Here is a 23,556-nt window from a genome sequence, read left to right as displayed (position 1 = left end):
TTGGAAATCAGAAAGGCCGGCGGTGACGCCGGCCTTTCTTCGTATTGTTTCCCCTGATGGTCATCATCAGCCGAATAGATTTGACCCCGAGGCTCGTGCTCGCGACACTGAGCGTCTCGCGTTCATTGGGGATGGTGCATGCAGCAGAAGAACAGCGGTCGTTGCCTGTGCAGGGCGATCCGGTTTGAAACGGTTGGTCCGCTGCGGACGGTCACGGCCTGCCATTGTTCGCAATGCCGCCGCCAGACCGGGCTTTATTACGCGGCGACCAGCGTTCGCGCCGAGAACATGACGCTCGAAGGTGAGGAGATGCTGAGCTGGTATCGCGCCAGCGATGAAGCGCGGCGCGGCTTCTGCTCGCAATGCGGCTCGGCGCTGTTCTGGCAGGCGGAGGGCGCGGAAAGCATTTCGATCCTGGCGGGCGCCTTCGATCAGCCGAGCGGGCTTGTGATGGGCGAGCATATCTATTGCGCCGACAAGGGAGATTTCTACGAACTGCTGGAGGACGGCGTGCCGCATTATCCGGGCGATCGTCCTGCATCCGCCTGAACCATAAAAATCACGGAACAACGTTGCCGCCGCCTGCGGCTGACGCTAAATCGGTATCATGACCCAGGACATCAGCCAGACTTTCCGCATCGCCGTCGCCCAGCTCAACCCGACCGTCGGCGATATCGCCGGCAATCTGGCGTTGGCCCGAGAAGCCCGAAGGGATGCTGCCCGCGAGGAGGCGGATATCATCCTGTTCACAGAGCTCTTCCTCTCCGGTTATCCGCCGGAAGACCTCGTCCTGAAGCCGGCTTTCCTAAAGGCCTGCCTGAAGGCGGTGGAGGAGCTTGCGGCCGACACCGCGGATGGCGGCCCCGGCGTCATCATCGGGTTTCCTCGCCAGGGCGCGGAGGGCCGGCACAATTCGATCGCCGTGCTCGACGGCGGCAAGGTGATCGCGGTGCGCGACAAGATCGACCTGCCGAACTATGGCGAGTTCGACGAGAAGCGCGTCTTCATCGCCGGCGAGATGCCCGGACCGGTGAATTTTCGCGGCGTTCGGCTCGGCATCCCGATCTGCGAGGACATCTGGGGCGATCTCGGCGTCTGCGAGACCCTGTCTGAAAGCGGGGCGGAAATCCTGCTCGTGCCGAACGGTTCGCCCTATTATCGCGGCAAGGTGGATATCCGCCATCAGGTCGTGCTGAAACAGGTGATCGAGACCGGCCTGCCGATGATCTACGCGGCCCAGCTCGGCGGCCAGGACGAACTGGTCTTCGACGGCGCCAGCTTCGCCTTCAACACCGACAAGTCGCTCGCCTTCCAGATGAGCCAGTTCGAAACGGCCGTCGCCGTCACCGAATGGAAGCGGATTGGCGAGACCTGGCACTGCGCCCGCGGGCCGATGGCGCGCATCCCGGAAAAGGAGGAGGCGGATTACCGCGCCTGCCTCCTCGGCTTCCGCGACTACGTCAACAAGAACGGCTTCAAGTCGGTTGTGCTCGGCCTGTCCGGCGGCATCGACAGTGCAATCTGCGCGGCGATCGCCGTCGATGCGCTCGGCGAGGAGAGGGTGCGCACGGTGATGCTGCCCTATCGTTATACGTCCGAGGATTCGCTGAAGGATGCGGCCGATTGCGCCAGGGCGCTCGGCTGCCGTTATGACATCGTGCAGATCGCCGAGCCGGTGGACGGTTTTTCGTCGGCGCTTGCTGAACTGTTCGAGGGAACCGAGGAGGGCATTACCGAGGAGAACCTCCAGAGCCGCGCGCGCGGCACGATCCTGATGGCGATCTCCAACAAGTTCGGCTCGATGGTGGTGACGACCGGCAACAAGTCGGAAATGTCGGTCGGTTATGCGACCCTCTACGGCGACATGAACGGCGGCTTCAACCCGATCAAGGACCTCTACAAGATGCAGGTCTATGCGCTGGCCGCCTGGCGCAACGAACACCTGCCGCCGACAGCTCTCGGCCCAAGCGGCGAGGTGATCCCGAAGAACATCATCTCCAAGGCGCCATCCGCAGAACTGCGACCCAACCAGACCGACCAGGATTCGCTGCCGCCCTATCCGGTGCTCGACGACATTCTCGAATGCCTGGTCGAGCTGGAGATGGGCACGGAAGAGATCATCGCCCGCGGCCACGACATCGCCACCGTGCACCGGATCGAGCACCTGCTCTATCTGGCCGAATACAAGCGACGGCAGTCGGCGCCGGGCGTAAAAATCACCAAGAAGAATTTCGGCCGCGACCGGCGTTACCCGATCACCAACCGTTTCCGGGATCGGTAGGAGAGGGTCATGGCCCTGCGCAGTTCGGTCGAGATCTACAACATCCGAACCCGGACGATGCGGGTGGTCTGGCAGACGGAAGCCCTGTTCGAGGCCCCCAACTGGTCGCCGGACGGAGGCTACCTGATGCTCAACAGCGAGGGCTTGATCTATCGGCTGTCACCGGATTGTGGCGGCGGTCCGCAACGCGTCGATACCGTCTTCGCCCGGCAATGCAACAACGACCACGGCATTTCGCCGGACGGTTCGCTGATCGCCATTTCCGACAAGGTGGAATTCGGCAAGTCGGCGATCTATGTCCTTCCCGCCGAAGGCGGCACGCCGAGGCTGGTGACGCAGAACCTGCCGTCCTACTGGCATGGCTGGTCGCCGGACGGGAAGCGCTTCGCCTATTGCGGCATTCGGGGCGACGAATTCGATATCTATACGATCGGCGTCGAAGGCGGCGAGGAGACCCGGCTGACTTTTGGCGAGGGGCGCAATGACGGGCCGGACTACTCGCCGGATGGCGCCTGGATCTATTTCAACTCCAGCCGCACCGGGCTGATGCAGATCTGGCGCGTTCCGGCCGTCGGCGGCGCGGCCGAGCGGATCACCGACAGCGGTTACGGCGATTGGTTTCCGCATCCGTCACCGAAGGGTGACAAGATCGTGTTTGTCTCCTACGACGCCGATGTCTTCGACCATCCGCGCGATCTGAACGTCCGCGTCCGGCTGATGGACATGGACGGCGGCAATGTCGAGACGCTGTTCGATCTCTTCGGCGGGCAGGGTACGATGAACTCGCCCAACTGGTCGCCTGGCGGTGATGAATTTGCCTATGTGCGCTATTTCCCCGTCGCATGAGCACCTTGCGCCGGGGATGGCGTGAGGGCATAACCGATCCTGTCAGGTGTCGGCGACAAGCCGGAGAATCGGGAATCCGGGGCAGATCCGGAACGTGCCCAACGCTGTGAGGTGGACGCTCGGCCGCAGAATTTGAAAGCCACTGGGATTTTCCCGGGAAGGCGGCGGCGGGAAGCGGATGAAGCCAAGTCAGAAGACCGGCCTGACACGATAGACCGACCCCGCGCGGACGGCGGAAAGGTTTCGGACCTCTCCTTGCTCTCAAAGGCAGGGGAGCGACAGCATTGTTGGGGACAAACGATGCAGCCTGATCCTTTCGCGCATGCCTTGCTGCCTGCCGGTGAATTTTCGAAGGCCGAGCGTGCGGCCGTCTACCGGGCGATCGAGACGCGCCGTGACGTGCGTGACCAGTTCCTGCCCGATCCCCTGCCGGACGAACTGGTGACGCGCCTGCTTGCCGCCGCCCATGCCGCGCCTTCGGTCGGTTTCCTACAGCCCTGGAATTTCATCCTGATTCGCGATCCGGCGATCCGGGAGTCGGCTCGGGCCGCCTTCTCGCGTGCCAATGAAGAGGCGGTTGAGATGTTTGCCGAGGAAAGCCGCGATCTCTATCGCAGCCTCAAGCTCGAAGGCATCGTTAAGGCGCCGCTGTCGATCTGCGTCACCTGCGATCCGGACCGTGCCGGCCCGGTCGTGCTCGGCCGCACCCACAATCCGCGTATGGACGCCTATTCGACCGTCTGCGCCGTCCAGAACCTCTGGCTTGCGGCAAGGGCCGAGGGCGTGGGTGTCGGCTGGGTGAGCATTTTTCGCGACGAGGACGTGCGCGCACTGCTCGGCATTCCCGACCGCATCGAGATCGTCGCCTGGCTCTGCCTCGGTTATGTCGACCAGCTCTACGTCGAACCGGAACTGGCGCTCAAGGGGTGGCGCCAGCGCCTAGGCTTGAATGAGCTGGTCTTTCAGGACCGATGGGAGAGCCGTTGATTATTGCTGCGGCTGCGGTCCTGCCGATTTCGGATTGGCGAGATCGATATTTGCTTCTGGCAGGAAAGTCGGCCCGACGGTGCGCACCTTCTTGTTCGGATCGTATGGTCGCTCCGGCGGCGGCGTGAGCACCGGTGGCTGGACAGCGGCTGCCTGCGGCTTTTGCGGCGGGCGGGTACGCAGGTTGGTGATCCCCGAATAGGGCTGCTCTTGCCTGGGAAGCTCGATGCCCGGCACCTTCCGCCGGTCATCGACAACGGGCGGCAGCGGCTCGAAAGAGGGGATGCAGCGCTGCTCGCGAATGGCGGCGAGAATGGCAGTCCGCTCCTCCGAGGGCAGGATCATCTGCCGCAAACTGTTCCGTTCGGCCGCCAGCGCGTCGCGGCTCTGTTCCATTCTGTCCAGCGCCTCCCGCATCTGGCCGCAGACCTCGGCATTGGGGCCACCCAGAACCACGACGCTTCCGTTACCGCAGCCGGCGCGGCGCATGTCGATCCTGAGTTCGCGGATATCGGCATTGTATTCGCCGAGCTGCTGGGCATAGCTGCGCGCCGCAGACGTGCTGCCGATGATCTGCGGGCTGTTTCCGAGTTTCCGGTAGAGGGCCGCGCAAACGGCAGGGTCTCCTGCAAGTGCTGCGGCAGGCAGAAGCAACAGCGGTATGGTCAGCAGGCCGCGAAGCGGTATCGGCAATTCCGGCATCCTCCCCTTGAGTGGGAGATGGCATCATGAAACGTGCCGGTTGACAATCTCATAAAGCCGCGATCACCGCTCGTTGAAATCGTGCGTGATGTCTGGCGTATATCGTCGATGGCGAAGAGTTTGAGCCCGGTTCAGGGCTCAAACCGATGCAGATGAGTGAAATACTACTTATGGTTGAATTTGCAGGCTGGGCTGCGATGCTTCCACGACGGCGAGCGCCGCCATGTTCACCACGCCGCGCGACGTGACGGACGGCGACAGGATATGTGCCGGCAGCGCCGCCCCCAGAAGGATGGGGCCGACATGCAGGGCATCCGTCAGGTTGCGGACGAGGCCGAGCGAAATGTTTGCCGCATCGAGGTTCGGGAAGACCAGTAGATTTGCTTCGCCGGTGAGCGAACCGTTCGGCATTGCCCGCTTGCGCAGCGTTTCCGACAGTGCCGAGCCGCCCTGCATTTCGCCGTCCACTTCCAGCTCCGGCGCGCGCCCACGCACCAGCTTCAGAGCGGCGCGCATCTTCTGCGCACTTTCGGAATCCCGCGAGCCGAAGTTCGAGTGGCAGATCAGCGCCGCCTTCGGGGTGATGCCGAACCGGCGGATTTCGTCGGCGGCCAGAACCGTGATCTCGGCGATCTCCTGCGCGGAAGGGTTGTAGTTGACGAACGTGTCGGTGAAGAACATCGCGCCGCGCTGGGAGATGACCAGGCTGAGGCCCGAGAAGGCGCAGACATCCGGACGCTTGCCGATGATCTGGTTCACGTCGTTGAGATGTTTGTCATAGCGGCCTTCGACGCCGCAGATCAGCGCATCCGCATCGCCGCGCTTGACGGCCAGCGCGCCGATTACCGTGTTGTTGGTGCGCACGATGGTGCGCGCCGCTTCCGGGTTGATACCCTCGCGGCCGACCAGCGCGAAATATTCGTCGACATAGTCGCGATAGCGTGGATCGTCTTCCGGGTTGACCACGGCGAAATCGACATTCGGGCGGATGCGGATGCCGAAACGCGCCAGCCGCGCCTCGATGACGGAAGGACGGCCAATCAGGATCGGGGTTGCGGTCTTCTCTTCGAGCAGAACCTGGGCGGCGCGCAGCACGCGCTCGTCCTCGCCTTCAGCGAAGATCACGCGATTCTTTTCGGAAACCTTGGCGGCGCTGAAGATCGGCTTCATGACGAATCCGGAGCGCCAGACGAAGCGGTTCAGCTGGTCGAGATAGGCTTCGAAATCATGGATCGGCCGGGAGGCGACGCCGGTCTCGGCGGCTGCCTTTGCGACCGCAGGCGCAATGCGCAGGATGAGGCGCGGATCGAACGGCGAGGGGATGAGGTAGTCCGCGCCAAAAATCGGCGTCTCGCCGGAATAGGCGCGCGCCGCTACGTCGGAAACTTCCTCGCGGGCAAGCGCTGCGATCGCCTTGACCGCCGCCATCTTCATTTCCTCGTTAATCGTCCGGGCGCCGCAATCGAGCGCGCCACGGAAGATATAGGGAAAACACAGCACGTTGTTGACCTGGTTCGGGAAGTCCGAACGGCCGGTGCAGATCATCGCATCCGGACGGGCGGCGCGGGCAAGCTCCGGCATGATTTCCGGCGTCGGATTGGCGAGCGCCATGATCAGCGGCTTTGCGGCCATCTGCTCCAGGAGCTCGGGCTTCAGTACGCCGGCGGCGGAAAGGCCGAGAAACACGTCGGCACCGCGGATGCTGTCGGCCAGCACGCGGTTGTCGGACTTCTGCGCGTAGATTTCCTTCCACTCGTCCATCAGCGTGTTGCGCCCGTCATAGACGAGGCCTTCGATGTCGTGGACCCAGATGTTCTCCTTCTTCGCACCGAGCGAGACGAGGAGATGCAGGCAGGCGAGCGCCGCGGCACCCGCACCCGAGGTGACGATCTTGACGTCGGAAATGTTCTTGCCGGCCAGTTCCAGCCCGTTGAGGATCGCCGCGGCGACGATGATCGCCGTACCATGCTGGTCGTCGTGGAAGACCGGGATGTTCATCTTTTCACGCAGCCGGCGCTCGACCTCGAAACATTCCGGCGACTTGATGTCTTCGAGGTTGATGCCGCCGAAGGTCGGCTCAAGCGCCGAGACGGTCGAGACCATCGCCTCGATGCCGGGCGCCTCGATCTCGATATCGAACACGTCGATGCCGGCGAATTTCTTGAAGAGGACGGCCTTGCCTTCCATGACGGGCTTGGAGGCCAACGGGCCGATATTGCCGAGACCGAGCACGGCCGAGCCGTTTGAGATGACAGCAACGAGATTGGCGCGGGCGGTATAATCCGCCGCCATGTCCGGATTGTCGCGAATCGCGAGACATGGCGCTGCAACGCCCGGCGAATAGGCAAGCGCCAGGTCGCGCTGGTTGCCGAGCGGCTTGGTGGCTTGGATCTCCAGCTTGCCGGGCCGCGGGTAGCGGTGGAAGAACAGCGCCTGTTCATCGAGATCGGCATTGACCGGCATGGCCGGCGCCTTCGGTTTGTCCTGCGCGTTCATGGTTCCTCCTGGCTTGCTTGTTCTGTCTTTGAGGGTCGAAAGGAGAGCCCCCTCATTACATCAATCAACCGGAAGCGACAGCAGCTAATTTGCCGCCACGACGGAAATTGGAACATGGCCGATCGGGGGCGGGGAGCCACCTTTCCCGGCCTCTGTCATCATCCTGAAACACGAGTCTGGTTTTGAAGCCCGTAGAAGCGGCAGCGAAAGGACGACTTCGTGACCGGTGAGATGGATACAAGGCATTTCAGAACGCTCTTCATTTCGGACGTTCACCTGGGCTCCAAGGCGGCCCGAACGGATTTTCTCCTGGATTTCCTGCGCTATCATGAAGCGGAGACCATTTTCCTGGTCGGCGACATCATCGACGGCTGGCGGCTGAAGCGCAACTGGTACTGGCCGCAGGGCTGCAACGACGTGGTCCAGAAGCTGCTGCGCAAGGCGCGCAAAGGCACCCGCATCGTTTATATCCCCGGCAATCACGACGAATTCCTGCGCTCTTTCCCGGGCACGCATTTCGGCGGCATCGAAGTCGCCGAGCGCGAAATCTACGAAATGGCCGACGGCAAGAAATACCTGATCCTGCATGGCGACGAATTCGACGTCGTGGTCCGCAATGCCCGCCTGCTCGCCTATCTCGGCGACTGGGCCTATGACGCGGCCATCGTCATCAATATCGGCCTTGCCGCCATCCGCCGCCGTCTCGGCATGCCCTACTGGTCGTTTTCCGCCTGGGCCAAGCTGCAGGTCAAGCATGCCGTGAACTTCATCGGCGAGTTCCAGCGAGTCGTCGCCGACGAAGCCCGCCGAAACAATGTCGACGGCGTCATCTGCGGCCACATCCATCACGCCGTGATGGAGGACATCGACGGCATCCACTACGTCAATACCGGCGACTGGGTGGAAAGCTGCACGGCGATCGCCGAAAACTTCGACGGCACGCTGGAGATGATCTCCTGGCAGAACATCACCGTCACGGCCGAGATCAAGTCCCTGCCGGCGCCGCAATCCGTCGAGGACATGCAGGCCGCCTGACCGGCTTGCAATAGAAGGACCGACCGGTCAAGCGGCCATTTCTTGCCATAGGCAGGCACGAGGCTGTGTGTTAGGTAAGCTGAAACTTCAGCAACCCATCCGTGAAATCGTGATTCCCTCAAATACGGCGCAGGCTGCGCCCCGGTTCTTCCAGTTGCGCTGTGCGATCGCCTATGGGGCGCCGCTCGGGGTGAACGGCGTGATTCTGCCCTATCTGCCCGTCTGGCTGGACGGGCTGGCCTTCACCGAATTCGAAATCGGCATCGTGCTCGCAGCCCAGCTTTTCCTGCGCGTGGCGGCGGCCCCGGTGGCGGGCCTGCTTGCCGACCGCATGACGGAACGAACCCTGATGCTCGCCTGGTCCGGTGCCCTGTCGCTGCTGACGGCATTCGCCATGTTCTTCACCCACGACTTCTGGCCCGTTCTGATCGTCGTCGCCGTTCAGGCGGCGGTTTTCGCGCCCTATGCGCCGATCGTCGAATCAATCGCCGTCAGCGGCGTTCGGCGCTGGGGTTTCCAGTATGGCTCGATGCGCGTGTGGGGCTCGGTCGGCTTCGTGGCCGTGGCGCTCTTCGTCGGAGAACTGCGTGGGTTCTGGGGTCTGCAGGCCATCCCGTCGGCGATGGCGCTCGGCTTTCTCCTGACTGTTGCTGTCGCCTTTGCTGCACCCAGGCTCGGCCGGGCGGTTTTGCGGCCGGATGTCGACAGGGCGCCTCAACCGAGCTCGCTCAGGCGTCTCGATTTGCATGTGCTGATGATCGGCGCGTCGGTCGCGCAGGCGGGCCACGGCATGTTCTATACGTTCGGCTCGATCCATTGGCAGCAGATCGGCTTTTCGAACGGCTCGATCGGCGTGCTTTGGAGCGCCGCAGTCGTGTCGGAGATCCTGGTCTTCTTCGCCGCTGGCTGGATCGCCCGCAGGATCTCGCCCTGGACGCTGATGCGAATCGGTTGTGCCGTGGCGGTGCTGCGCTGGACGCTGTTTCCGATGCCGCTCGATTTCTGGGGGTATCTGGCGCTACAGGCCACCCATGCCTTCACCTTCGCCTTCGTGCATATCGGCATCCAGCACCGGCTGGTCGAGGCGGTGCGCGAGGACCAGGAAGCCTCGATGCAGGGCGCCTATGTCTTCTACAACGGCGTCTTCCTGGCGCTGTCGACAGTGCTGTCCGGAGTGCTCTACCGCCAGTTCGGCCTGACGAGCTACGTTGCCATGTCCGTTCTGGCGCTTGTCGGCCTGTCGATCATCGCGCTCGCGGCAAGACTTCAGCCCCAGAGGGCCGCTTCCGGCGGGTAGACGAGGGATCCTTCGTAACGCAGCCCGTCCGGCCGGTCGCCGGCAAGCAGCAGCGGGCCGTCGAGATCCGCATAATCCGCATCCTGGGCAAGCAGCACGGCCGGCGCCATGGCGAGTGACGAGCCGACCATGCAGCCGATCATCACGGCAAATCCAAGCCGCTGCGCTTCCGCCTTCATGGCGAGCGCTTCGGTGAGCCCGCCGGTCTTGTCGAGCTTGATATTGACCGCGTCGTAGCGGTCACGAAGGCTTTCCAGGTCCTTCGTGGCATGCACGCTTTCATCGGCGCAAACCGAGACGAGGCGCCGGATACGGCCTAGCGCCGCATCCCGCCCAGCCGGCAACGGTTGTTCGATCAGCGACACATTCGTTTCGGCGGCGATCGCCATATGGTGCGCGAGGTTTTCCTCCGTCCACCCTTCATTGGCATCGACGATGATCCGCGCCGCCGGCGCGGCGCTACGAACGGCCCTCAGCCTCGCCTCGTCATTGTCCGTCCCGAGCTTGACTTTAAGAAGCGGTCGCTGCGCGTGCCTGGCCGCTTCGGCGGCCATGGCCTTCGGTTCGCCGAGCGACAGGGTGAAGGCCGTGACGAAGGGTTTTCGGCTGGTGGCGCCGATGACATCGGCAACGCGCTTGCCACTCTGCTTGGCCTCAAGGTCCCAGAGAGCGCAGTCGACGGCGTTCCGCGCCGCGCCGGGCTTCATCCGGCTCTGCAGCTCTTTGCGTGTCAGACCGTTGAGGATTGCCTCGGCGACCGCGTTGATATCCTCCATCACGCCATCCAGGCTTTCACCGTAGCGCTTGTAAGGCACGCATTCGCCGCGGCCGGAAAAGCCGTTCTCACGGACGGTGCAGGTAATCACATCCGCTTCGGTCTTGGAGCCACGGGAAATCGTGAAGGAACCGGCGATCGGAAAGGTTTCTATTGTGGCTTGGAGGTGACGGCTCATGGTTTTACGCGTCCCGTTAATGGCAAATCCCTATGAGGTGGCTATATTGCCGGTCTCGAAAGTGCGATCAACCGCATGATATTGAAACTTCAGACAAGCTTGAAGCGCGAAAGAAACACGTGACGTTGCAGCCAGCCGAAATCAAGGCCGAACCTATGCCCGGCGACGGCGGTGAGCGGTACGTGCTGGCCGGCGAATGGCGTGGTCCGACGATCGGGCCGGTGCTCAAGGAGTTCGAGCAGTTTGAACAGGCCAAGAGCCAAGGAAAGGTGGAGATCGACCTTACCGGTATAACCGGCGTCGATACCGCCGGCGCCTGGCTGATCCGCAGGCTCATGACCGCCAAGGGCGGGCAGGGCGAGGAAGCTGCCCTGGTGGGTGGCGAAGGCCCGATCCGCGAGTTGATCGGCGTGTTGCCCGAACACACTCCTGCACCGCCTGCGGACAGCGGGTCCAAGGGAAACCTGTTCGAGCGGCTGTTTGGACCGATCGGCGAGGTGATGGTTTCGCTCGGCGGCGACTTCTATGCGGCCATGCACATTCTGGGATCGGCGGTTCGCGGTGCGCAGATGAAGTTCGGCCGTGGCGCCGGCGTCTCGCCGGCCTCGGTCGTCACCCATATCGATCGCATGGGCGTGCGTGCCGTGCCGATCATCGTGCTGATGTCCTTCCTGATCGGCGCGATCATCGCCCAGCAGGGCGCCTTCCAGCTGCGTTATTTCGGCGCCGAGATTTTCGTCGTCGACCTTGTCGGTATCCTGCAGCTTCGCGAGATCGGCGTGCTCCTGACGGCGATCATGATCGCCGGCCGTTCGGGCAGCGCCATCACCGCCGAGATCGGTTCGATGAAGATGCGCGAAGAGATCGACGCGTTGACGGTGATCGGCCTCAATCCGATCGGCGTGCTGATCTTCCCGCGCCTCGTGGCCCTGACCGTGGCGCTGCCGCTTCTGACGATCATCGCCAATTTTTCGGCGCTGTTCGGGGCCGCCGTCGTCGCCCTCGTCTATTCCGGCATTACCTTCGATACGTATCTCTCGCGCCTCCACGAAGCGATCGACCACACGTCCGTTGCCTCCGGCATGATCAAGGCGCCATTCATGGCGCTCGCAATCGGCATCGTTGCCGCCGTGGAGGGCATGAAGGTCGGTGGCAGCGCCGAATCGCTCGGCCAGCACGTCACCACCTCGGTGGTGAAATCGATCTTCGCCGTCATCTTCATGGATGCGATGTTCGCCCTCTTCTATTCCGCGATCAATTTCTGATGGAGAACGGATTGCAAGAGGCACCGCAGGCCGAGATGGAGGACAAGGCGAACGGCCGGCAGGTGGTTCTGTCGGTGCGCGACCTGACGGTCGGCTTCGGCGACAAGCTGGTGCTCGACCACCTGAACCTCGATATCTATCGCGGCGAAATCCTGGGCTTTGTCGGTGCGTCGGGCACGGGCAAGTCGGTGCTGATGCGCACGGTGCTCGGCCTCCTGCCGCACCGTTCCGGCACGATCCACATTCTCGGCGCCGACTATGATGCGGTCTCGGAAGACGAGCGCATGGGGCTCGATACGCGCCTCGGCGTGCTCTTCCAGCACGGAGCGCTGTTTTCGGCACTGACGGTGAAGGAAAATATCCAGCTGCCGATGCGCGAATATCTCGACCTGCCGCAGTCGCTGATGGACGAACTCGCCTACCTGAAGATCGAGATGGTCGGCCTGCCGCCTGACGCAGCCGACAAATATCCCTCCGAACTGTCCGGCGGCATGATCAAGCGCGCCGCACTGGCGCGTGCCCTGTCGCTCGATCCCGACCTGGTTTTCCTCGACGAGCCGACCTCCGGCCTCGATCCGATCGGTGCTGCCGATTTCGATGCGCTGATCGCCAGGCTGCGCGATACGCTGGGCCTGACGGTTTATATGGTGACACACGACCTCGACAGCCTGTTCTCGGTTTGCGACAGAATTGCTGTGCTCGGCGAGAAACGGGTCTTGGTAGAGGGTACGCTTGAGGATATGTTTGCCTATGACGATCCATGGGTACAGTCCTATTTCCGCGGCAAGCGGGCGCGGTCAGTCGTGGTCCAAGAAAAGCAGCCTGCGGCAGAAGTAGAAGAGTGACGTAATCTATGGAAACGAGAGCCAACTACGCCCTTGTCGGTTTCTTCACCTTGCTGGTGATCGCTGCCGCTTTCGGCTTCGTCTACTGGATGGCACAATCCGGCCGCGGCGGACCGACGGCTGAACTTGCGATCCGCATTCCGGGCTCGGCGAACGGTTTGTCGGTCGGTTCTCCGGTCCGGTTCAACGGCATTCCGGTCGGTTCGGTGCGCAGCCTCACCATCGATCCGGACGATCCGCGCTTCTCGATCGCGTTCACCGAAGTGCGCGCCGATGCGCCGGTCTATCAGTCCACCCAGGCAGCACTCGAAGTGCAGGGCCTGACGGGTGCGGCCTATATCGAGCTTTCGGGTGGCGCCAAGGGCGAAGAGAACATTCTCCAGAAATCGATCGAAACCGGCCGGCCGGCCGTGCTGATCGCCGAACAATCGAGCGTCACCAACCTGCTCGCCACCGCCGACAAAATCCTCGATCGGGCCGACGATGCGATCGGCGACATCCAGGGCTTTGTCGCCGACGCGCGAGGTCCGTTGACCCAGACCATCCGCAACGTCGAGACGTTCACGTCGGCGCTTGCTCAGAACTCCGACAGTATCGACAAGTTCCTGAACAGCCTCTCGACGCTCTCGACGACGATCGACCGCGTATCCGGAACGCTCAACTCCACCCTTGCAGCAGCCGAACGGCTGGTGAAGGCGATCGACGCGGAAAAGATCAACGCCGTGGTCTCCAATACCGAGCGCGCCACCCGCAATATCGCCACCGCCTCGGATAAGTTCGACGACTTGGTGACCAATGTCAGGAACGCTGCCGCCAATTTCGAAAAGGCGGGTGCGGATGCCCAGACCCTTCTGAGGCGTGCCGATGGCGTGCTGAGTGCTGTCAACACCGATCAGGTCGCGACGACGATCCGCAATATCACCGCAGCTTCCGAGGACGCCCGCCAGACCATCGGCTCGGCCCGAGGCGTGGTCGACAATTTCGCTCACCGCAAGGACGATATCGACCGGGCGATCGGCGATTTCACCGATCTGGCAAAGAAGCTCAACGACGCTTCCAGCCGCGTCGACGGCATTCTTGCCAAGGTGGACGGACTTGTGTCGAGCGACGACTCGCAAGGCCTGTTTGCCGAGGCGCGCAAGACGCTCGAATCCTTCCGCACCGTTGCCGACAACATCAATGCGCGGGTCGGGCCGATCGCCGACAACCTGTCGCGCTTCTCTGCAGGCGGCCTGAGGGACATCCAGACTCTGGTCAACGACGCGCGCCGCACGGTGCAGTCGCTCGACCAGACGATCACCAATTTCGACCAGAATCCGCAGCGGCTGATCTTCGGCGGCGAGACGGTGAAGGAATATGACGGCAGGACGCGGCGGTAAGCGCGGCGTTTTCAGTGTTTGACAGTGGGGTTTTAATGACCGGTTCGGAGTTACTGATGCGACGTGCGGCGACCCGCGCCTCGGCTCTGCTTGCCCTGCCGCTGATCGCGGCTCTGGTGAGCGGTTGCGGCAGCAAGGCGAACAACGATACGTTCGATCTGTCGATCACTCCCTCTGGCCAGGGCGCTTCCGCCCGCAACCGGCAGATCCTGGTGCCGGAACCCACGGCGCTGAAGCTGCTGAACAGCGAGCAGGTGATCGTGCGCGTTTCGCCTTCCGAGATCCAGTATCTCTCCGATTCCCGCTGGGGCGACCGCCTGCCGGCGCTCGTCCAGTCGAAGCTCGTGGAAGCGTTCGAGAATTCCGGCCGCCTCGGCGGCGTCGGCAAGCCGGGGCAGGGCCTTGCGATCGACTACCAGGTCGTGACCGATATCCGCGCCTTCGAGGTGACGGCCGGCAGCCCCCGCCTCGCCAATGTCGAGATCTCGGCAAAAATCCTCAACGACCGTAACGGTACGGTGCGCGCCCAGAGCGTATTCAAGGCCACTTCTCCGGTCTCGGGCGCCGAGAACCGCGATTTCATCGAGGCGCTGGATCGCGCCTTCGCCAAGGTCGGTGCTGAGATCGTCGACTGGTCGCTGAAGTCGATGTGAGCCCTTCCGGTCAGTAATAGGTAGCGGGTGTTCAGACACCAATATTTGGCCTCCTCGGTCTAATTCGGCACATCGGCCGCTTGCTCGAGTTAGAATAAGATTCGTTTTCTCGCATAGCGCATGGGGTGAATCGTCTTGCCCAGAGATAAGATAGAACTGCTCCTGCTGCATGCCTTGCCGCTCGACGGCTCGATGTGGAAAGGCCAGATGGGCCTGTTGCCCGGGGCAACCCATGCACCGACCCTTTATGCCATGGGCAATCGTATGGAGAATTGGGCCGCAGCAGCATTGGAACTGGTAAAGGGTGACCGCGTAATCGTTGCAGGCTGCTCGGTCGGCGGCTCCTGCGCGCTCGAAGTGGCGATGATGGCACCCCATCGGGTAGCAGCGCTCGTCCTCGTCGGCACGAAGGCTGTGCATCGACCGGATATTGCTCTTCACGCCTCCGCCCTTGAGGTAATTGATCAGCAGGGGCTTGAAAAGGCATGGGAAACATTCTGGTTTCCGCTTTTTTCACGGACCACCGCCGATTCGATAACCGCGCATGCAAAGGGCATGGCGCTTCGGCAGGCCCCTGAGGATATTGCCAGAGGCGTCACGGTTTTTCACACGCGGCCGAGCAGGGATCAGATACTCAGAGAAGCGCCTTTTCCGATTGTTTTCGTCACCGGTGCGGATGATGTCGCACCGGGGCCGAAGACGACTTCAGCCCAGGCCAAAATGGCACAGCAAGGGCAAATGCACATCATTCCGAATTGCGGGCACTACGTACCGCTGGAGCGCGCTGAGGTCCTGAATGAAATCCTGCGGGATACAATCGCCAAAAGCGGGAATGCCAGATTTTAGGGCGCCCTTGCTGCAAATACGCTGGCTGAAATGAGTTCACCCCGAAATCAGTTTTCGGGGTGAAAGCAATTTTAGTTGAACCGGCCGGCGGCGTGGGCCAGCATCGTGTATACCTTGCCCGTATCCGAGGTGAGGTAGCTCTGGGTTACCGTCTTGTCGCGGTCGGTGCGGGCGACATCGGCGAGCAGCTTTTCGAAATCGGCGATATAGCGGTCGACGGCGGTGCGGAATTCCGGTTCGCGGTCGTACTTGCGCTTGATCTCGTCGAAGGTCTGCTGGCCCTTCAGCGTGTAGAGGCGACGGGTGAAGACGTCGCGCTCGCCGCGCTGGTAACGCCGCCACAGGTCGACCGATGCGTCGTGGTCGATGGCGCGGGCGATATCGACCGACAGCGAGTTCAGCGATTCCACCATATGGCGCGGGTTGCGGTTGTCGCCGTTGCCACGCGGAGCGGGGGCCGGTTCGGCGGCACGTGGTGCCGGCTGCGGCTGCTGACGGGGTGCCGCCGGTGTCTCCGCCATCTCGTCGCGCGATGCGCCGCGCAGCAGGTCGCTGATCCAGCCGCCGTCGGTGCCGCGTGGTTCCGGTGCGCGGGCGACGGGCGCCTGTGCCTGGCGATCGAGCGGCAACGTACCGCGCAGCGCGTTTCCGGCATAGGGATCGTTGCGAGGCGCAGGCGGAGCCGGCTGCGGGATGGCGGCGGTGGCAGGCTGCGGCTGCGGACGCGGAGCGGCCGGCTGCGGAGCGGGAGCAGGCGCCGGGCGCGGTGCCGAAGCCTCGGAGATCTCGAAGTTCTGCGTCGAACGTCCGACCAGCGCCGAGATGTCCTGCAGCGCCTTGATCTGCTCGGAGACGGCACGCCGCATCGCGGCTGCACTTTCCTTGGCTTCTTCCGGCAGGTCGAAGGCGCCGCGCTTGAGTTCGGTGCGGGTCGTATCCAGCTCGCGGCGGATATCCTGCGCCGAGCGGCGGATTTCGTCGGTCGCGCCGGAGAAGCGGTTGATGGCTTCCTCGACCGATTCCCGCAGCGTATCGCGCAGCTGTTCGGCGGCACTGCCGGAGCGGGTTGTGGCATCCGACAGCAGCTGCTCGACGTCGGTGAGCGACTGCGAGATGCTGCCGCGCATCCGCTCGGATAGATCACGGGTCCGCTTCTCGGCATCGGAGAGAGTCGTCTCGATGGCGTGGTTGGCGTCGCTGCCGGCGCTGATCAGGGCCTCGCGCATCGCATCGGCGGTCACTTCGGCGCGGTGCTGGGTCTCCCCGAGCGTGCGGCCGATATCGGCGAACGAGGCATGCAGGCTTTCGCGAAGCCGCGAGCCGACCTGCAGCGAGCGTTCTTCCGCCCGTTCGAAAGCGCCGTCGACGAGGGTCGTCAGGCCGCGCATCGTCGTCTCGATTTCTTCGGAACGCTTGACGAGGCCGGTGGAGAGGTTGCGAAGCGCGGTCTGGCGTTCATCGAGCGTGCTGACGAGATTGGACTGGGCGGCACCGAGAAGCTCGGCTGCCTCGGCCAGCACGCGCGAATGGTCGTCGAAGCGGCCGACGAGGCTGCTGACCTGATCGAGCGTATTCCCGAAAACGTCCGACATGCGACCGATATTGTCTTCGAGCATGCGGGTGGAGCCGGACACGATGTCGGCGGAGTGGGTCGCCGACTGCACGAACCGGTTGGCCGTGGCGCTGAGCTTGCGGTCGGCCTCGGAAAGATGGTGGGCGACGGCATCGGCCGTGCTGCCGAGTTCCTTTGCCGACTCCTGGACCAGCGCGGAAATGCTGGAATTGCTTTCCGCCAGCTTGTCGATGAGGCTGTTGACGCTGACAGACAAGCCCTGTTCGACATGACGCATTGTGCCGGCGGCACTTTCGGTCCGCTGGGTGATGGCGGCAAGCGTCTCGTTGGTCCGTGCGGCGATCGCGTCGACGAGCGCCGAATTCTCGTTGCGGATCCGCGCTGTCGATTCATCCGTCGCGGAGGAAAGCCGTGTGGTCGTCTCTTCCGCCGCGGAAGAAAGCCGCGAGGTCGTCTCGTCTGCGGCCGAGGCAAGCCGGGTCGTCGTTTCCTGCGCCACGGCGGAGAGCCGTTCTGCACCCTGCTGGGCGGCAGTCGTCATCTGTTCGATGGCATTGCGGCCGGTCGCGGCATATTCCTCGACCATCGGCCGCGCCTTTTCGTCGAGAAGGCGGGTCAGTTCGGCCGAGCGGCCGGCAAGCATGGAGTTCAGATCGCGGGCACGGGCGTCGAGGGCCGTGTGGATGGCGTCGCCGCGGGCTGCAAGTGCGCGATCGACCGCGTCCATGGCAGTGTCGAGCTGATTTGCGGTATCGGCGAGCGTGGTGCGGATGCCGTCGCCGCGCGAGTCGAGCGCCTTCTGCGCCTCGTCCAGTGCCTCGGAGATTGCCGTGACCTGGCGTTTCACCAGGCTGTCGGCTTCCGCAACCTTGTGGACGATCGCATTGCCGGCTTCCGAGAAGGCGAGCGCCACGGTTGCCGCCTGGCCCGCGAGCCGGTTCTGGGTTTCCGAAATCCGGCCGACGATCTGGGTCGAACGTTCCTCGATCGCCTTGGTGAATTCGGCGTTGCGGCTGCTCAGTTCCTCGGTGAACTCGGCACCGGCACGAGCCAGCACTTCGGCGGAGCGGCTTGCTTCGCTGTCCATGCTCTGGGCAGCGGCACTGACCGCTTCGCGCAGCGTCGAGGCGAGGCCGACGGCCTTGCTTTCGATGGTCTTGGTGACGTTGTCGAGACCGATCGTCAGTGCGCGGTCGATCGTGCCGAGGCGCTCCTCGATCCGGGCGGTGCGGCCGTCCATGGTATCGGTGATGCGGTCAGAAGCCTCGGTAGCGACGCGTTCCAGGTCGGCGGTGCGGTTGGTGAGCGTGGCGGAAAGATTGGTGCCCGCTTCATCGACCAGCTGCGCTGCTTCGAGGATCTCGCCGCGGATGCGGCCTTCGAGCCCGCCGAACGTCGATTCGATGCGGCTGCCGGTTTCTTCAAGGGCGCCCTGAACGCCACCCACCGTCTGACGGATGCGGTTCGAGAAGGCATCGGCCGAGCGGCCGATCTCGCTGGCGGCATCGGAGAGCCGCACAGCAAGCGTGCCGACATTGTCGCGCAGACGTTCTTCGAGCGACTGGCCAGCCGTATCGATAGCATCACGCAGGGCGTTCTGCTGGGTTTCGAGCGACATTTCCAGCATGCCGGCACTTGCGGCAACCGAGGTGCCGAGCGACGTCACCTGGTCCTGCATCAGGGTTCCGATCTGGCTCTGCGCATCGCCGAGCGTGGCTGCGATCGAATTCGTGCGTTCTTCCAGAGTGTCGCGGATCTGTTCGTAACCGGAGCCGAGTGTCGTCTCCAGCTGCTGATGACCGAGGCCGATGGTCGCCGCGATCCGCTCCTGCGTCGAGCCGAGAACGGCTTCCACGCGCTCAAGCCCGTCCGCCATGCCCGTTTCGAAACGCTGTGCGCCGCTTGTGAGCACCGTTTCGATGCGGCCGCTTGCGCCGCCGACAGCCTGTTCGAGGCGATCGCCGCCGCTTTCGAGAATGCGGGCGAGCTCGGCCGTGCGGTTCTCGAGCGATACGTCGAGATTGAGCTGATTGTCGGCATAGGCGTTGCGGATGGCTTCCGCCCGGGCCGCAAAGGACTGCTCGATGCGGACGTCGGCATCGATGAAGGTGTTGGCGATCGCTGTCGACTTCTCGTCCAGCATGCCGGCGAGGCGGTCTTCGCCGAGCGCGAAGGAGGTGGCGATTTCCATCGACTTGTCGTCGAGGATTTCCGCCAGCCTGTCGCGGTTGACGCCGAGCGCCTCGTTGATTTCAGAGGTGCGGCGGGCAAGGTCGCCACTCATGCGCTGTTCGGTTTCCGAAAGCGCGCGGGTGATGGAGTCCGACTTCTCCTCCAGCATGCCGGCGAGGCGGTCCTCACCGAGCGCGAAGGACGTCGCGATTTCCATCGACTTGTCCTCGAGGATTTCGGAAATCCGCTCGCGATTGGCATCGAGCGACGTTTCCATTTCGGATGCGCGTCGGCCAAGCTCGCTGCCGATCCGCTGTTCGCTTGCGGCTAGCGTGCGGGAGATCTGCTCCGACTTTTCGTCGAACATGCCGGCGAGGCGCTCCGGCGCACCGGCCATCAGCGTTTCGATCGCGGTGGACTTCTGGCTCAGGACTTCGGTCAGATGGTCGTGGCTGCCGGAAAGTGCCGCGATGATGGCGCCCGAGCGGATTGCCAGGCTCTGTTCGAACTTGGACTGGTTTTCCGAGAGCGTGCTGAGCAGGCTGCTGCTGCGCTCGGCAAGCGTCGTTTCGATGTTCTGATGCGCGCTCGCAAAGCCCGCATGAAGACCGCTGGTGCCGGATTCGAACACATCCCTGAGCTCGCCGGTGCGGGACGTAAGTGCTTCCTGAAGCTCGCTGGTACGGGCTCCGATCACGTCCTGAAGTTCGCTTGTGCCGGAAGCGAGCACCGTCTGGAGTTCGCTGGTGCGCACTCCGAACGCATCCTGAAGCTCGCTGGTGCGCGCTCCGAGTGCTTCATGAAGCGCACCGGTGCCGGACGTGAGTACGCCCTGGAGTTCAGTGGTGCGGGCTCCGAGCGTTTCGTGGAGCTCGCCGGTGCCAGAGGCGAGCACGGATTGGAGTTCGCCGGTGCGTGTTTCAAGCGCTTCGTGAAGTTCGCCGGTACGCGTGGCGATCACGTCCTGGAATTCGCTGGTGCGCGCTCCGAGTGCTTCCTGAAGCTCCTCGGTGCGGGAGACGAGCACGGACTGGAGTTCGTTGGTGCGTGTTCCGAGCACGTCCCGAAGCTGACTGGTCCGTGACCCGAGGACATCCTGCAGTTCGCCGGTGCGCGTCACGAGCGCGTCCTGGATTTCGGTGGCGCGGGATGCCAGCGTATCCTGAATTTCGCTGCTGCGGGCAGATAGGGCGTCGGACAGTTCGCGTGAGCGGCTGCCGAGCATGGCATCCAGCATTTCCTGGCCGGTGCCGAGCGTCGTCTCGAGTGCGAGCGACTGGTCGGTGAGCGAGGAACTGATGCGCTCGACGCTGGAAGAGAGGATGTTCTCGATCGCATCCGATCCGCTGGCCACCGTCTCGTTGATGCGGGCGAGGCTGTCCATCAGCTTGCTGTCGAGCGTGCCGGCGCGCTGGTCGAAGGCGGAGGTGAACTGCGAGATGCTGTCGTCGAAGGTCGTGCTGAGCAGACCGACGGTCGTCTGCAGGCGCTCTTCGAAGAAGCCGGAGCGCATGTCGAGGTCGAGGACCACGTCTTCGACGGTGCTTTGCAGGCTCTGGCGGAACGACGAGCTCTTCTCTTCGAGCGAGCTGTTGAGAGCCGCAAGGATGCCGCCGAGCGAGCCGGTGAGCGTCTGTTCGCTTTCGGCAAGTCCGTCGGTGATTTCCCGGGTCCGGGCAAGCAGGGTCTCGTTCAGCTGACGGGTGCGGTCCGCAAGTGCTGCGTTGAGCTTTTCCGTATTGGCGTCGAGCGAGGAAGCGCGCGTCTGGAATTCATTGAGAAGCGCCTGGCCGCGCTGCGAAAGCACGGTGTTGATCGCGTCCATCCGCTCGTCGAACTCGTGGGCAAGCGCGAAGCCGGAAGAGTTGAGCGTCTGCAGCAGGTTCTCGGTCTTGGTCGTCAGCAGGCTGCCGAGCGCTTCGCCGGCGGCATTGGACTTCTCCATCAGCGCCGCGCCGCGCGTCTCGATCATCGAGGCGAAGGCTTCGCCTGATGTCGCCAGGCGAATGGAGATTTCCTCGGTCGCAAGCGACAGTTCTTCCTTGAGCTGGTCATGGGCGCCCGCGATCGACGAGCGGATGCGCTCGGCGTGGTTGACGATCGCGTCCCGTTCGGCGCCGAGTTCGTGGACGAGGCCGCGAACGCGCAGTTCATTGTCCGTGAAGCTCCGCTCCAGCGCATTCACTTCCGAATGCACGAGCGTTTCGAGCTCGGCGGCGCGCGCAATGGTGCGCTCGATGCCTTCGTTCATCGCCGACACTTCGCGGCGCACGGCCTGGCCGACGCTCATGATCCGCTCGGAAGCGACCGTTTCCGGATCGGACAGGCGAAGTGCCACTTCGGCCATCGAGCGGGCGGCGGTTCTCAGGTCCTGAGCGCGTGCCATCATGATTGCGAAGGCGAAGAACAGCATGATCGGGATGAGGATGCAGACCGCAAGCGCCACGATGCCGGGAGCGGCAAGGACGCCTTCGACCGAGGTGATCTGCCAGAGCTGGTTGCCGTAGATCATCTGCCCGAGCGCGATGCCGCCGACCGCCCAGAGGATCGAGACGATTATCGCATTGCGGATCGACGAGCGCATCGCGCCGCCTTCCAGCGTCCGCAGGATCGCCGTCGAGCTGCGTCTGCCCGCATCGTTGGCGGGCTGGAATGTCGGAGACTTGGCAGCGGTTTCGGTGGCAGCCGATTTGTATGATTCGGCGGCATCATCCTGGTACTGGGTCTGACGCGGTTTGGTGGTGTCTGACACTCTTGCCTCCGAGGCATGGGGCACTGATCTGGGACGCGACTGCTCATCGTTGAAATTGATTTTTAGGGCATCTTCCAACGCCTGGAACGCCGTCTCATCGACCGACTCGCTGCTAGGGTTCTTTGCCATGCGGTTACGCCTCGTTACATACTCGCCCGGCAAATCCCATCTGACGCGCTGCCGCCCGCAGACCGACAGATGGAACGCTGCCTGCCGGAAACCCTCGATCCACAAAGCGGAGCTCAAGTTTCCTATTCATTTTCAAGTCGGACGGTCGTTCTTTCAAACGGATGATAATGAAAGCTTACCAACCTACCATCCGGGGCAAAAGGACGATATTCCCCGCCACCTTAGGCGTATTGTAGTGGCACATTCGGCCACCCTGCACAATTATGACGCCTGCCTTCGAATGATGCCGTGGAATGTTGTTAACAGAATTTAAACCATGCGAAGATGCAAAAGTCCTAAAATCCCGGGAGCTTAGCAGAAATTAACCATATGGGAAGAAACCGGCCCAGATTGTGCCGGAATTTAACGGGATAGCTGCGATTAGCCCGCACAATTCGGGACATTATCAGAAGAACAACAGGGAAAACAGGTTCATGGCAATGGCAGCCGTCAGTATCGCGTTCGAAGCCCCAGAAACGCTGCGGGGCGCTTGCCCTTCGCAGTCCCGCCCGATCGATCTCGTCCATCTCGCGACCCAGACCATGGGTGACAAGAACCTGGAAGTCGAAGTGCTTCAGATGTTCGCCCGCCAGGCGCGCCGCGCGCTCCACGACATGGCGAGTGCCGATAGTGCCCACGTCGTCGCCGCCGCGCACCGCCTCAAGGGTGCAGCGGGTGCGGTCGGCGCTTTCAAGGTTTCGGCTGCTGCCGAGCGCGTTGAGGACAACGGCAACGACGCCTCGCTGCGGGCCGCGGTGGCGGCCGCTGTCGTCGAAGCCGAGAACTTCATCAACAAGCTCTGCCGCTGAAGCGATTCGGCGAATCAACTCGCCGCGGCGCCGATGGAACAGCCGGCGGCGCCTGAAAATGTTGACTGTGCCGGGGTTTTATTGGAAGACAGCGCGCTGAAATAGTGTGCCCTGACCCTTCAACATCCCGGATTTCCCTATCATGACGAAACTGACCATCGTTGCCTTCGACGGAACACGCTTCGATATCGAAGCCGAGCCAGGCTCCACCGTTATGGAGAATGCGGTTCGCAATTCCGTCCCGGGCATCGAGGCCGAATGCGGCGGCGCCTGCGCCTGTGCCACCTGTCATGTCTATGTCGACGAGGCCTGGACCGAGAAAGTCGGCCCACCGGCGCCCATGGAAGAAGACATGCTCGACTTCGCCTTCGAGGTGAAGCCGACCTCGCGCCTTTCCTGTCAGATCAAGGTGAAGGCGGATCTCGACGGGCTCGTGGTCAACGTGCCCGAGCGCCAGGCCTGATCGCCGCCTGATCGTCACATTCCCGATTTCCGGG

17 protein-coding genes and 1 riboswitch are annotated in these 23,556 nt (G+C 63.0%); of the genes, 13 read left to right on the top strand and 4 right to left on the bottom strand.

Annotation, left to right across the window (positions count from 1 at the left end):
• Window positions 1–138 precede the first annotated feature (138 nt).
• From PMI07_RS28385 to bluB, 4 genes are all read left to right on the top strand, one after another.
• Window positions 139–549, top strand: coding sequence for a GFA family protein (locus tag PMI07_RS28385; RefSeq protein WP_007764962.1), 411 nt, complete (start codon window positions 139–141; stop codon window positions 547–549).
• Window positions 550–607: 58 nt separating this feature from the next.
• Window positions 608–2,281: an NAD+ synthase gene (locus PMI07_RS28380; protein WP_007764955.1), complete on the top strand. Its 1,674-nt coding sequence runs from the start codon at window positions 608–610 to the stop codon at window positions 2,279–2,281.
• Between the two features lie 15 nt (window positions 2,282–2,296).
• Window positions 2,297–3,127 carry a TolB family protein gene (locus PMI07_RS28375; protein ID WP_037088680.1) on the top strand — a complete coding sequence of 277 codons (831 nt, stop codon included), beginning with the start codon at window positions 2,297–2,299 and terminating at the stop codon, window positions 3,125–3,127.
• Between the two features lie 27 nt (window positions 3,128–3,154).
• Window positions 3,155–3,348, top strand: a riboswitch (cobalamin riboswitch).
• 79 nt (window positions 3,349–3,427) lie between these two features.
• Window positions 3,428–4,114, top strand: coding sequence for a 5,6-dimethylbenzimidazole synthase (gene bluB, locus PMI07_RS28370; protein WP_007764951.1), 687 nt, complete (start codon window positions 3,428–3,430; stop codon window positions 4,112–4,114).
• Here bluB and PMI07_RS28365 read toward each other — a convergent pair whose 3' ends face one another.
• Window positions 4,115–4,807: a hypothetical protein gene (locus PMI07_RS28365; protein WP_037088568.1), complete on the bottom strand. Its 693-nt coding sequence runs from the start codon at window positions 4,805–4,807 to the stop codon at window positions 4,115–4,117.
• 177 nt (window positions 4,808–4,984) lie between these two features.
• On the bottom strand, window positions 4,985–7,312 hold the full coding sequence (locus PMI07_RS28360) for an NADP-dependent malic enzyme (protein WP_007764949.1): 2,328 nt from the start codon (window positions 7,310–7,312) through the stop codon (window positions 4,985–4,987).
• 231 nt (window positions 7,313–7,543) lie between these two features.
• Between PMI07_RS28360 and PMI07_RS28355 the strand changes: the two genes are divergently transcribed.
• Window positions 7,544–8,347, top strand: coding sequence for a UDP-2,3-diacylglucosamine diphosphatase (locus PMI07_RS28355; RefSeq protein ID WP_037088566.1), 804 nt, complete (start codon window positions 7,544–7,546; stop codon window positions 8,345–8,347).
• Window positions 8,348–8,456: 109 nt separating this feature from the next.
• Complete coding sequence (locus PMI07_RS28350) at window positions 8,457–9,644, top strand: MFS transporter (RefSeq protein WP_037088565.1); 1,188 nt, start codon at window positions 8,457–8,459, stop codon at window positions 9,642–9,644.
• On the opposite strand, the gene dgcA is transcribed toward PMI07_RS28350, so the two are convergent.
• On the bottom strand, window positions 9,614–10,597 hold the full coding sequence (dgcA, locus tag PMI07_RS28345; RefSeq protein WP_007764939.1) for an N-acetyl-D-Glu racemase DgcA: 984 nt from the start codon (window positions 10,595–10,597) through the stop codon (window positions 9,614–9,616). The two genes, PMI07_RS28350 and dgcA, sit on opposite strands and share 31 nt — an antisense overlap.
• A gap of 155 nt (window positions 10,598–10,752) precedes the next feature.
• Between dgcA and PMI07_RS28340 the strand changes: the two genes are divergently transcribed.
• From PMI07_RS28340 to PMI07_RS28320, 5 genes are all read left to right on the top strand, one after another.
• Window positions 10,753–11,862, top strand: a complete 1,110-nt coding sequence (locus tag PMI07_RS28340; protein ID WP_007764937.1) for an MlaE family lipid ABC transporter permease subunit — start codon at window positions 10,753–10,755, stop codon at window positions 11,860–11,862.
• A gap of 35 nt (window positions 11,863–11,897) precedes the next feature.
• Window positions 11,898–12,707: an ABC transporter ATP-binding protein gene (locus PMI07_RS28335; RefSeq protein ID WP_245277254.1), complete on the top strand. Its 810-nt coding sequence runs from the start codon at window positions 11,898–11,900 to the stop codon at window positions 12,705–12,707.
• 8 nt (window positions 12,708–12,715) lie between these two features.
• Window positions 12,716–14,086 (top strand): MlaD family protein, encoded by a 1,371-nt coding sequence (locus PMI07_RS28330; RefSeq protein ID WP_024164240.1) that lies wholly within the window; start codon window positions 12,716–12,718, stop codon window positions 14,084–14,086.
• 35 nt (window positions 14,087–14,121) lie between these two features.
• A complete protein-coding gene (locus tag PMI07_RS28325; RefSeq protein ID WP_037088563.1) occupies window positions 14,122–14,739 on the top strand; it encodes an ABC-type transport auxiliary lipoprotein family protein in 618 nt (205 codons plus the stop codon).
• A gap of 135 nt (window positions 14,740–14,874) precedes the next feature.
• Window positions 14,875–15,585: an alpha/beta hydrolase gene (locus PMI07_RS28320; protein WP_081760986.1), complete on the top strand. Its 711-nt coding sequence runs from the start codon at window positions 14,875–14,877 to the stop codon at window positions 15,583–15,585.
• Window positions 15,586–15,656: 71 nt separating this feature from the next.
• Here PMI07_RS28320 and PMI07_RS28315 read toward each other — a convergent pair whose 3' ends face one another.
• Window positions 15,657–22,082 carry a hypothetical protein gene (locus tag PMI07_RS28315; RefSeq protein ID WP_051484280.1) on the bottom strand — a complete coding sequence of 2,142 codons (6,426 nt, stop codon included), beginning with the start codon at window positions 22,080–22,082 and terminating at the stop codon, window positions 15,657–15,659.
• A 608-nt stretch (window positions 22,083–22,690) separates the two neighbouring features.
• Between PMI07_RS28315 and PMI07_RS28310 the strand changes: the two genes are divergently transcribed.
• Window positions 22,691–23,059, top strand: coding sequence for an Hpt domain-containing protein (locus PMI07_RS28310; protein WP_037088679.1), 369 nt, complete (start codon window positions 22,691–22,693; stop codon window positions 23,057–23,059).
• Window positions 23,060–23,201: 142 nt separating this feature from the next.
• Window positions 23,202–23,522 carry a 2Fe-2S iron-sulfur cluster-binding protein gene (locus PMI07_RS28305; protein ID WP_007754550.1) on the top strand — a complete coding sequence of 107 codons (321 nt, stop codon included), beginning with the start codon at window positions 23,202–23,204 and terminating at the stop codon, window positions 23,520–23,522.
• Window positions 23,523–23,556 lie beyond the last annotated feature (34 nt).

This window comes from Rhizobium sp. CF080, assembly GCF_000282095.2.
GTDB lineage: Bacteria > Pseudomonadota > Alphaproteobacteria > Rhizobiales > Rhizobiaceae > Neorhizobium.
Note: the sequence above shows the minus strand (reverse complement) of the source record. Positions and strands in the feature narration are given on the sequence as shown.

What these genes read in the sequence shown, in the direction of transcription:
- PMI07_RS28385 (WP_007764962.1), top strand. Translation starts at nt 139, where the DNA reads ATGCAGCAGAAGAACAGCGGTCGTTGCCTGTGCAGGGCGATCCGGTTT.
- PMI07_RS28380 (WP_007764955.1), top strand. Translation starts at nt 608, where the DNA reads ATGACCCAGGACATCAGCCAGACTTTCCGCATCGCCGTCGCCCAGCTC.
- bluB (WP_007764951.1), top strand. Translation starts at nt 3,428, where the DNA reads ATGCAGCCTGATCCTTTCGCGCATGCCTTGCTGCCTGCCGGTGAATTT.
- PMI07_RS28360 (WP_007764949.1), bottom strand. Translation starts at nt 7,312, where the DNA reads ATGAACGCGCAGGACAAACCGAAGGCGCCGGCCATGCCGGTCAATGCC.
- PMI07_RS28355 (WP_037088566.1), top strand. Translation starts at nt 7,544, where the DNA reads ATGGATACAAGGCATTTCAGAACGCTCTTCATTTCGGACGTTCACCTG.
- dgcA (WP_007764939.1), bottom strand. Translation starts at nt 10,597, where the DNA reads ATGAGCCGTCACCTCCAAGCCACAATAGAAACCTTTCCGATCGCCGGT.
- PMI07_RS28340 (WP_007764937.1), top strand. Translation starts at nt 10,753, where the DNA reads ATGCCCGGCGACGGCGGTGAGCGGTACGTGCTGGCCGGCGAATGGCGT.
- PMI07_RS28335 (WP_245277254.1), top strand. Translation starts at nt 11,898, where the DNA reads ATGGAGGACAAGGCGAACGGCCGGCAGGTGGTTCTGTCGGTGCGCGAC.
- PMI07_RS28330 (WP_024164240.1), top strand. Translation starts at nt 12,716, where the DNA reads ATGGAAACGAGAGCCAACTACGCCCTTGTCGGTTTCTTCACCTTGCTG.
- PMI07_RS28325 (WP_037088563.1), top strand. Translation starts at nt 14,122, where the DNA reads ATGACCGGTTCGGAGTTACTGATGCGACGTGCGGCGACCCGCGCCTCG.
- PMI07_RS28310 (WP_037088679.1), top strand. Translation starts at nt 22,691, where the DNA reads ATGGCAGCCGTCAGTATCGCGTTCGAAGCCCCAGAAACGCTGCGGGGC.
- PMI07_RS28305 (WP_007754550.1), top strand. Translation starts at nt 23,202, where the DNA reads ATGACGAAACTGACCATCGTTGCCTTCGACGGAACACGCTTCGATATC.